The sequence below is a fragment of the Streptomyces triticisoli genome (assembly GCF_003270085.1).
GTDB classification, from domain to species: domain Bacteria; phylum Actinomycetota; class Actinomycetes; order Streptomycetales; family Streptomycetaceae; genus Streptomyces; species Streptomyces triticisoli.
The window spans coordinates 1-9,196 of record NZ_QFDQ01000209.1 but is presented as its reverse complement, the minus strand read 5'-3'; the positions used below and the strand labels follow the sequence as shown (position 1 = coordinate 9,196).

Below are 9,196 nucleotides of genomic sequence, written 5' to 3'. Positions count from 1 at the left end.
CGGCCGCCTCCGCCCGCGCGGCCGCCGCCGTCGCCGCCGCCCGCTCCGCGCTCGGCCGCCCCTACGTCTGGGGCGCCAACGGGCCCTCCGGCTTCGACTGTTCGGGCCTGATGCAGTGGGCGTACGCGCGGGCCGGGGTGCACCTGCCGCGCACCTCGCAGGAGCAGCGCGACGCCGGCCGGCGCATCCCGCTGTCCCAGGCCCGGCCCGGCGACCTCGTCGTCTACCGCTCCGACGCCGGACATGTCGCGATGTACGCGGGAGGCGGCCGGGTGATCCACGCCCCCCACCCGGGCGCCCCGGTCCGCCACGACCCGGTGAACATGATGCCCATCTCGTCGGTCACCCGGGTCTGACGGCCGCCCCGATGCCGCCGTACGATCAGGAAATGGCTGGTCGTGGACGGGCGTCGAGGTCTTCAGAGCCTGTCGTCGAACTCCCGCCTGCCCGGCGGCGTCCGGCACGCACTTCCCCAAGCTCTTCCGAGCAGGGGGGACCCCCACGACGCCGCCGGGCCCGACCTCCGGGCGGACGAAGGGAGTTCGACGACAGGCTCTCGGTCCTCGCGGTGAGCCTGCTGCTCGCCTCCCTGACGGCCTGCGGCGGGCCGTCCGCGGCCGACACCGCCAGGGCCGAGGTACAGCGGGTACTCGACCGGCGGGCGGCGGCCGTCCTCCACCACGACCCGGCGGCCCACGCCGCCACCGGCACCCGTGCCCCGTACGCGAACCTGAAGTCCGTACCGCTGACGGCCTGGTCCTACCGCCTGACCGGTCTGCACCGCAGCGGCGCCACCGCCACCGCACAGGCCGAACTGCGCTACCGGGTGACCGGGTACGACAAGGCACCGGTCACCGCGGGCCGCACGCTCACCCTGTCCACCGGCGCCGACGGGAAGTGGTACGTCGACTCCGACCGCCCCGGGCGGAAGTCCGCCCAGCAACTGTGGGACCAGGGCCCGGTGTCGGTGGTCCACGGGCGGCGCAGCCTCGTCCTCGGCGTCGGCCAGTCCACCGCGACCCTGCGCCGCTACGCCGACCTGGCCGACCGCGCGGTGCCCGCCGTGTCGGAGGCGTGGGGCACCGACTGGAGCCGGCGCGTCATGCTGCTCGTCCCGGGGTCCCTGCAGGGCATGGCCGGACTGCTCGGCTCACCCGCCTCCCACTACCGCGGCATCGCAGCCGTCACCACGGGCGAGACCGGAGGCACCGGCAGCGCGCCCGCGGACCGCGTCATCGTCAACCCCGACGCCTACGGCACGCTCGGCCCGCTCGGCGGACAGGTCGTGCTCACCCACGAGACGACCCACGTCGCCACCCGCGCCCACACCAACTCGGCCACCCCGCTGTGGCTCTCCGAGGGCTACGCCGACTGGGTCGGCTACCGCCGCACCGGCCGCACCCCGGCCCAGGCCGCCCCGGAACTCCAGCACGCCGTCTCCGACGGAAACGTTCCGGCCGCCCTGCCCACCGACCAGGACTTCGGCTTCACCGGCGACCCCGCCCGGCTCGCCCAGGCCTACGAGAGCGGCTGGATGGCCTGCCGCATGATCGCCGCCCACTGGGGCGCACACGGCCTCGACGCCTTCTACCGGGCCGTCGGCGCCCACCCCCGGCGCGAGGGCGCCGTCGAGGAGGCCCTGCGCGACATCCTCGGCACCACCCTGGAGCAGTTCACCGAACGGTGGCGCGAGTATCTGAGGAATCAACTGGGGTGACCGGGCCGGCCGGGCCGGACACCGTCGAGCGCCACAGCGCGCGGCACGCGGTCACGCAGGCGGCGACCAGCAGGCCGTTGCGGAGGAACAGCAGGCCGACACCCAGGGGGTCGCCGGACACGACGGCCCCGAAGAAGACCGGGAACTCCAGGACCGTCACCAGGGCCGCCACCAGCACCAGCCCGGCCGGCCGGCCCATGCCGCTGCCGTGGAAGCACAGGCAGACGGCGGCCAGGGCGACCAGCCACACCACATACTGCGGACTGATCACCCGGCTGGTGGCCGTGAAGAGCAGGACGGCCGTGAACGCGGAGTCCGCCAGGGCGGCCGGGCCGAAGTGGCGCGCGCGCAGCCGCCACAGCAGCAGCCAGCAGAACGCGGCTCCGGTCAGCGCCAGGGAGGCGTTGCTCACCACGTCGACGTACGGCCCGACGAACTCCACCGAGCCGTAGTGCAGCAGCACCCGGCCGTCCCAGCCGAAGTGCCGGGCCACCTGGAATACGAGCCCGCCCAGCGACTCCACCTCCGTCCCCCGGTCGCGCTGGGCGGTCAGGAAGGACAGCGCCCCGGGCAGGGTGAGGAGGGACAGCGAGCCGAGGGCGGTCGCGGTCACCGCCGCGGCCACCCACGACCGGCGCCGGACCGCGCCGGCCAGCAGCAGCGCCGGCCACACCTTCAGCAACGCCCCGAAGCCGGCCAGCGCCCCCATCGCCCGCGGGCGCCGGGCCCCCGCGAACAGCGCGGCCACGGCCACCGCGGTCACCATCACGTCGTAGCGCGCGTACAGCGTCGGGCCGAGCAGGGCCGCGCCCACCGTCCACACCCAGGCGCCGCGCATCGGACGGCCGGGGCGCCGGCCGCCGTACAGCAGCAGACACAGCACCGCCAGGTCGGCCAGCAGGGCAAGGACACCGAAGGCGGCGGTGTAGTCCAGGAACGGCAGGAGGGCGGGGGAGAGGATCGCCAGCGCGGCGCCGGGCGGGTACTGCCAGGTGACGTCGTCCAGCGGGAAGGTGCCGCCCCGCAGCACCTCGTACCACCCCTGGTAGATCACCGACACGTCAGTGGTGACGTCCGGTCCCGGAAAGACGAACACCTTGAAGAAGAAAAGCAGCAGCACCGCCCGGCTGACCCCCCAGGCCGCCAGCATCCCCGCCAGGCTCCGCCGCACGCCCGCTCCGTCCACCTCAGGCCCCGTCCGTCCGCTCTCCGTCCCGGGCATGATCTCCCGGCCGGCTGTGCGCGGGTCAAGAAGCACGGCCGTATCCGGCCGTCCCACCCGGGTTGGGTAGGGTCGGCGGCGATGCACAAGACCCTCATCGTGACCAACGACTTCCCGCCCCGGCCCGGCGGGATCCAGGCGTTCCTGCACAACATGGCGCTGCGGCTGGACCCGGAGCGGCTGGTCGTCCACGCCTCCACCTGGAAGCGGAGCCGTGAGGGCGTCGAGGCGACGGCCGCGTTCGACGCGGAGCAGCCCTTCACCGTCGTACGCGACCGTACGACGATGCTGCTGCCCACCCCGCGGGCGACCCGGCGCGCGGTCGGGCTGCTGCGGGAGCACGGGTGCACCTCGGTGTGGTTCGGGGCGGCGGCCCCGCTCGGACTGATGGCACCGGCCCTCAGGAGGGCTGGCGCCCGGCGGCTGGTGGCCACCACCCACGGCCACGAGGCCGGATGGGCCCAACTGCCCGCCGCCCGCGGGCTGCTGCGCCGCATCGGGGAATCCACGGACACGATCACCTACCTCGGCGAGTACACCCGCTCCCGGATCGCCGGCGCGCTGACGCCCGAGGCCGCCGCGCGGATGGCGCAACTGCCGCCGGGGGTCGACGAGAAGACCTTCCACCCGGGCTCCGGCGGCGACGAGGTGCGCGCCCGGCTCGGGCTCACCGACCGGCCGGTGGTCGTCTGTGTCTCACGGCTGGTGCGGCGCAAGGGCCAGGACACCCTCATCCGGGCCATGCCCCGGATCCTGGCCGCCGAGCCCGACACCGTGCTGCTGGTCGTCGGCGGCGGGCCGTACGAGAAGGACCTGCGCAGGCTCGCGGAGGAGACCGGGGTGGCCGCTTCCGTGCGCTTCACGGGCCCGGTGCCCTGGGCCGAACTGCCCGCGCACTACGGCGCCGGTGACGTCTTCGCCATGCCCTGCCGCACCCGGCGCGGCGGACTCGACGTCGAGGGCCTGGGCATCGTCTACCTGGAGGCGTCCGCGACCGGCCTGCCCGTCGTCGCCGGGGACTCCGGCGGTGCGCCCGACGCGGTGCTCGACGGCGAGACCGGCTGGGTCGTGCGCGGCGGCGCCCCCGAGGAGGCCGCCGACCGCATCGTGGCCCTCCTCGGCGACGCCGGGCTGCGCCGCCGCATGGGGGAGCGGGGCAGGCGCTGGGTCGAGGAGAAGTGGCGCTGGGACCTGCTGGCGGACCGGCTCAAGGAGCTTCTGTGAGGCTGCGCCCGGCGTGGAAGGCCATGAGGCCCTACTTGGTGTAGAGGGCCTCGATCTCGTCCGCGTAGTCCTTCGCGACCACGTTCCGCTTGAGCTTCAGCGACGGGGTGAGGTGCCCCGACTCCTCCGTGAACTGGGCGGACAGAACGCGGAACTTCCGCACCGACTCCGCCTTCGACACCGCGGCGTTGCCGTCGTCGACGGCCGTCTGGATCGCCGCCAGCAGATCCGGGTCCTCGCGCAGCGACGCCGCGGTGGAGTCCGCCGGCTTGCCGTGCTCGGCGCACCAGCGGCCCAGGAACTCCTCGTCCAGGGTGATCAGAGCGCCCACGAACGGTCGCCCGTCGCCCACCACCATGCACTCCGCGACCAGCGCGTGCGCCCGGATACGGTCCTCGATCACGGCCGGGGCGACGTTCTTGCCGCCCGCCGTGACGATGATCTCCTTCTTCCGCCCGGTGATCCGCAGATATCCGTCCTCGTCGAGGGTGCCGAGGTCACCGGTGTGGAACCAGCCGTCGCTCAGCGCCTCCCGCGTCGCGGCCGGGTTGTTCCAGTACTCCTTGAACAGGTGCTCGCCGTGCAGCAGCACCTCCCCGTCGTCCGCGATACGGACCACGGACCCCGGCAGCGGCTGCCCGACCGTACCGATCTTCTGCCGGTCCCAGGGGTTGAAGGTGGTGGCCGCGCAGGACTCGGTCAGGCCGTAGCCCTCCAGCACCGTGAAGCCGATGCCGCGGAAGAAGTGTCCCAGGCGCTCGCCGAGCGGGGCGCCGCCGGAGATGGCGTACTCGCCGCGACCGCCGAGCACCGCGCGCAGCTTGCTGTAGACCAGTTTGTCGAAGACCTTGTGCTTGACCCTGAGCCCGAAGGAGGGACCCCCCGGAGCGTCCAGCGCCTTGCTGTACGCGATCGCCGTGTCCGCGGCCTTGTCGAAGATCCTGCCCTTGCCGTCCGCCTGCGCCTTGGCACGGGCCGCGTTGTAGACCTTCTCGAAGACCCGGGGGACACCGAGGATCAGCGTCGGACGGAACGCGGTCAGCTCGTCGGTGAGGTTCCTGATGTCCGGCACACAGCCCAGCTTGATCGGCGCCATCATCGGCGCGACCTGCACCAGCCGTCCGAAGACGTGCGCCAGCGGCAGGAAGAGCAGCACGGAGCACTCACCGGTGCGGAACAGCGGCCGCAGCCGCTCCACCACGTTCCCGCACTCGGCGAAGAAGGAACGATGGGTGAGCACACACCCCTTCGGCCGCCCGGTGGTCCCGCTGGTGTACACGATGGTCGCCGGATCGTCGGCCTTCGCCAGCGAACCGCGCTCCTCGACCACGGCGTCACTGATGTCCCGCCCGGCCCGGCCCAGCTCCTCGATCGCGCCGGCCTCGATCTGCCAGACGTTCTTCAGCTCGGGCAGCGTCTCGCGCGCCGACTCCACGGCGGCGGCGTGGTTGTCCAGCTCCACGATGCAGGCGGTCGCGCCGGAGTCGCCGAGGATCCACTGCACCTGCTCCGCCGAGCTGGTCTCGTACACCGGCACGGTGACGGCGCCCGCGTTCCAGATCGCGAAGTCCAGCAGCGTCCACTCGTAACGGGTCCGCGACATCAGGCCCACCCGGTCGCCCGGCTGGACGCCGGAGGCGATGAGCCCCTTGGCGGCGGCGTGCACCTCGGCGAGGAAGTCCCTCGCCGTCACGTCCTGCCAGACGCCGCCGACCTTGCGCGCGATGACGGCGACGTCGGGATGCTGCGCGGCGTTTCTGCGGACGATGTCGGTCAGATTGCCGTCCGCAGGGACCTCGTAGAGAGCCGGAAGGCTGAACTCGCGCAAGACTGCTGCTCCTCATAGGGCGCCGGCGCCACGACGTGGTTGAAATCCAGAAACGCTGGACGGCCCGGACGTTACCCGTCAGTACGGTTCTCCGACAGGGGGCCCGGCGAGATGTTCGCTGTGTCACACGGACTGATGTTCCTGTGCGCACAGTAGTCGACCCGCTGAACGCCTAGCCAGTAACGGCGGGTCCGCCGCCACCGCTCACCGGGCTCCGCCACTGTTCACTAGGCTGCATGGGCATGGCACCCACATCGGCCGGCCGCGGCAGGACACGCGTCCATGTGGTCAGCGACGTACACGGCAACGCGCGCGACCTGGCCCGAGCGGGCGAGGGCGCCGACGCCCTGGTCTGCCTCGGCGACCTGATCCTCTTCCTCGACTACGCCGACCACTCGCGCGGGATCTTCCCCGACCTGTTCGGCGTGGAGAACGCCGACCGCATCGTCGAACTGCGCACCGCCCGCCGCTTCACCGAGGCCCGCGAGTTCGGCGCCCGGCTGTGGGCGGGTCTCGACGGCGACCGCGCGACGGTCATCGAACAGGCGGTGCGCAAGCAGTACGCGGAGCTCTTCGCCGCGTTCCCCACCCCGACCTACGCCACCTACGGCAATGTCGACATGCCGCCCCTGTGGAAGGAGTACGCCCGCGAGGGCACCACCGTGCTCGACGGGGAGCGCGTCGAGATCGGCGGCCTCGTCTTCGGCTTCGTCGGCGGCGGCCTGCGCACCCCCATGCGCACCCCTTACGAGATCACCGACGAGGAGTACGCCGCGAAGATCGAAGCGGTCGGCGAGGTCGACGTCCTGTGCACCCACATCCCGCCCGAGGTCCCCGAACTCGTCTACGACACCGTCGCCCGCCGCTTCGAACGGGGCAGCCGCGCCCTGCTCGACGCCATCCACCGCACCCGCCCCCGCTACGCCCTCTTCGGCCACGTCCACCAGCCGCTGGTCCGGCGGATGCGGATCGGCGCCACCGAGTGCGTGAACGTGGGGCACTTCGCCGGGACCGGCCGGCCCTGGGTACTCGAATGGTGAGCGTTCCAGCCGATCGCGCAGGTGGGGGTGGAGTCCGGCGCCCGGCCGCGCGGTAGCCTTCACGCTGCGCACACGTGCGCACGACACCCGCACCACCGGCCGAGTACGGCCGCACCACCGGCGCGCATCTGGAGGAGCCACGGCGATGGCGGAACACACCAGCTCGAGCATCACGATCGAGGCGACACCGGCCGACGTCATGGGGGTGATCGCCGACTTCGCCCGCTACCCCGACTGGACCGGCGAGGTGAAGGAGGCCGAGGTCCTCGAGGTCGACGACCAGGGCCGCGCCGAGCAGGTGCGCCTCGTCATGGACGCGGGCGCCATCAAGGACGACCAGACCCTGGCGTACACCTGGAGCAGCGACTACGAGGTCTCCTGGACCCTGGTGAAGTCCCAGATGCTGCGCTCCCTGGACGGTTCCTACCTCCTCAAGCCGACCGGCCCGAAGACGACCAAGGTGACCTATCTCCTCACGGTGGACGTCAAGATCCCCATGCTGGGCATGATCAAGCGGAAGGCGGAGAAGGTCATCATCGACCGGGCGCTGGCGGGGCTCAAGAAGCGGGTGGAGTCAGTCGAGTCACCTGACAGGTAACGTCGGCAAAGCACCACGACCAAGGCCGTGGGCCCACCGCAAGCCCCCGCGGTCGTCCAAGTGAAACCCGCGGCAGACCAAGCCCCCCGCCTACCGTTACGGTTCACCCCCATGCGCACCCTCCTGATCACGGGCCCGGGCGGATCCGGCCGTACGACGATCTCCGCGGCCACCGCACTGACCGCCGCCCGTGAAGGCGTGGACACCCTCGTCCTCAGCGCCGACCGCACGGACACCCTGGGCGCGGTACTGGGCGTACCGACGGGTGCGGAGCCTGTGCCGGCAGCCCCGCGCCTCACCGCCTGGCGCCCCGACGCGGCGGCCGACTTCCGGGCGGACCTGGCCACCTTCCAGGACCGCGCACGCAACGTCCTGGACCTCCTCGGGGCCTCCCGCCTCGACACCGAGGAGGTCACCCCGCTGCCCGGCGCCGAGGAGCTGGCCCTGCTGCGGGCGTTGCGCGACGCGGCCCTGTCGGAGCGGTTCGGGTTGCTGGTCGTCGACCTGCCGCCCGCCCCGCAGGCGCTCGCCCTGCTGGCCCTGCCCGAGGAACTGCGCCGCTATCTGCGCCGCTTCCTTCCCCCTGAGCGGCAGGCGGCCCGTGCCCTGCGCCCGGTCCTCGGACGGCTCGCGGGGGTGCCCATGCCGGCGGAGTGGCTGTACGAGACGGCCGCCCGGTGGGACGTCGAGCTGGCCGCCGTGACGGCGGTCGTCGCGGACCCCGGCACGTCCGTCCGCCTGGTCGCGGAGCCGGGCCCGGCCGGTGCGGACGCCGTCCGTGGCGCGGCGCTCGGTCTGGCCGTACGCGGTCTGGCCGTCGAGTCCCTGGTGGCCGGCCGTGTCCTGCCGGAGGCTCCCGCCGACTCGTGGCTGGCGGGGCCGGTCGCGCAGCAGCGCAAGGCGCTGGACGAGTGGGAGGAGGCGTACGACGTCCACCAGGCCGTCCACCTGGGGCGGGACCCGCGTGGACCGGACGATCTCGCCGCGTTGGCCGTGCCCGGCGTCAACCCGGCGCCCGCCCCGGTCGAGTGGCCCGTCACCGACCGGCTCGCCGAGGACGGGGTGCTGGTGTGGCACATTCCTCTGCCCGGGGCCGTACGGGGTGAGCTGGAGCTCATTCGGAGGGGTGACGAACTCGTGCTGACCGTTGGTCTGTTCCGGCGTATCGTGCCGTTGCCTTCGGCGTTGCGGCGGTGCAGCGTGGACGGAGCGGCTCTGCGCGACGGCGAGCTGCGGATCCGCTTCTTGCCGGACGCTGCGCTGTGGCCCCGCCGGTGAGGGGGCTTTGCCCACCCGCCCGCCCGTCTCGGTGGGGGGAGGGGTCCCGTCCCCGGGGCTTCGCCCCAGGCCCCGTTCGGGGCTGCGCCCCGGCTTGGCCCACCCGGCCCGCCCGTCTCGGTGGGGGGAGGGGTCCCGTCCCCGGGGCTGCGCCCCAGGCCCCGTTCGGGGCTGCGCCCCGGCTTGGCCCACCCGGCCCGCCCGTCTCGGTGGGAGGAGAGGTTCCGTCCCTGGGGCTCCGCCCCAGACCCCGGCGGGGGCTTCGCCCCCTGCGCCCCGGTTTCCCACC

The 9,196-nt window shown here is 73.2% G+C and carries 8 protein-coding genes; 6 read left to right on the top strand and 2 right to left on the bottom strand.

The window, feature by feature from the left end:
- The coding region (locus tag DEP02_RS26040) for a C40 family peptidase (RefSeq protein ID WP_198668596.1) at positions 1–356 on the top strand (356 nt) is incomplete at its 5' end.
- A gap of 212 nt (positions 357–568) precedes the next feature.
- Entirely contained in the window at positions 569–1,717 is a 1,149-nt protein-coding gene (locus DEP02_RS26035) for a hypothetical protein (protein WP_112470126.1), read from the top strand.
- Here the strand turns inward: DEP02_RS26035 and DEP02_RS26030 are convergent.
- Complete coding sequence (locus DEP02_RS26030; protein ID WP_232839281.1) at positions 1,674–2,903, bottom strand: glycosyltransferase 87 family protein; 1,230 nt, start codon at positions 2,901–2,903, stop codon at positions 1,674–1,676. The genes DEP02_RS26035 and DEP02_RS26030 overlap by 44 nt on opposite strands.
- A 117-nt stretch (positions 2,904–3,020) precedes the next feature.
- Between DEP02_RS26030 and DEP02_RS26025 the strand changes: the two genes are divergently transcribed.
- Positions 3,021–4,163 carry a glycosyltransferase family 4 protein gene (locus DEP02_RS26025; RefSeq protein WP_112470124.1) on the top strand — a complete coding sequence of 381 codons (1,143 nt, stop codon included), beginning with the start codon at positions 3,021–3,023 and terminating at the stop codon, positions 4,161–4,163.
- 31 nt (positions 4,164–4,194) lie between these two features.
- On the opposite strand, the gene DEP02_RS26020 is transcribed toward DEP02_RS26025, so the two are convergent.
- Entirely contained in the window at positions 4,195–5,991 is a 1,797-nt protein-coding gene (locus DEP02_RS26020; RefSeq protein WP_112470123.1) for an AMP-dependent synthetase/ligase, read from the bottom strand.
- Positions 5,992–6,233: 242 nt separating this feature from the next.
- Here DEP02_RS26020 and DEP02_RS26015 point away from each other — a divergent pair, with 242 nt between their 5' ends.
- The 3 genes from DEP02_RS26015 (at position 6,234) to DEP02_RS26005 (ending at position 8,907) form a co-directional block, all read left to right on the top strand.
- Positions 6,234–7,031, top strand: coding sequence for a metallophosphoesterase family protein (locus tag DEP02_RS26015; RefSeq protein ID WP_112470127.1), 798 nt, complete (start codon positions 6,234–6,236; stop codon positions 7,029–7,031).
- Positions 7,032–7,176: 145 nt separating this feature from the next.
- Positions 7,177–7,629 carry an SRPBCC family protein gene (locus DEP02_RS26010; RefSeq protein WP_112470122.1) on the top strand — a complete coding sequence of 151 codons (453 nt, stop codon included), beginning with the start codon at positions 7,177–7,179 and terminating at the stop codon, positions 7,627–7,629.
- A gap of 111 nt (positions 7,630–7,740) precedes the next feature.
- Positions 7,741–8,907, top strand: coding sequence for an ArsA family ATPase (locus DEP02_RS26005; protein ID WP_112470121.1), 1,167 nt, complete (start codon positions 7,741–7,743; stop codon positions 8,905–8,907).
- The last annotated feature ends 289 nt before the right edge of the window (positions 8,908–9,196 follow it).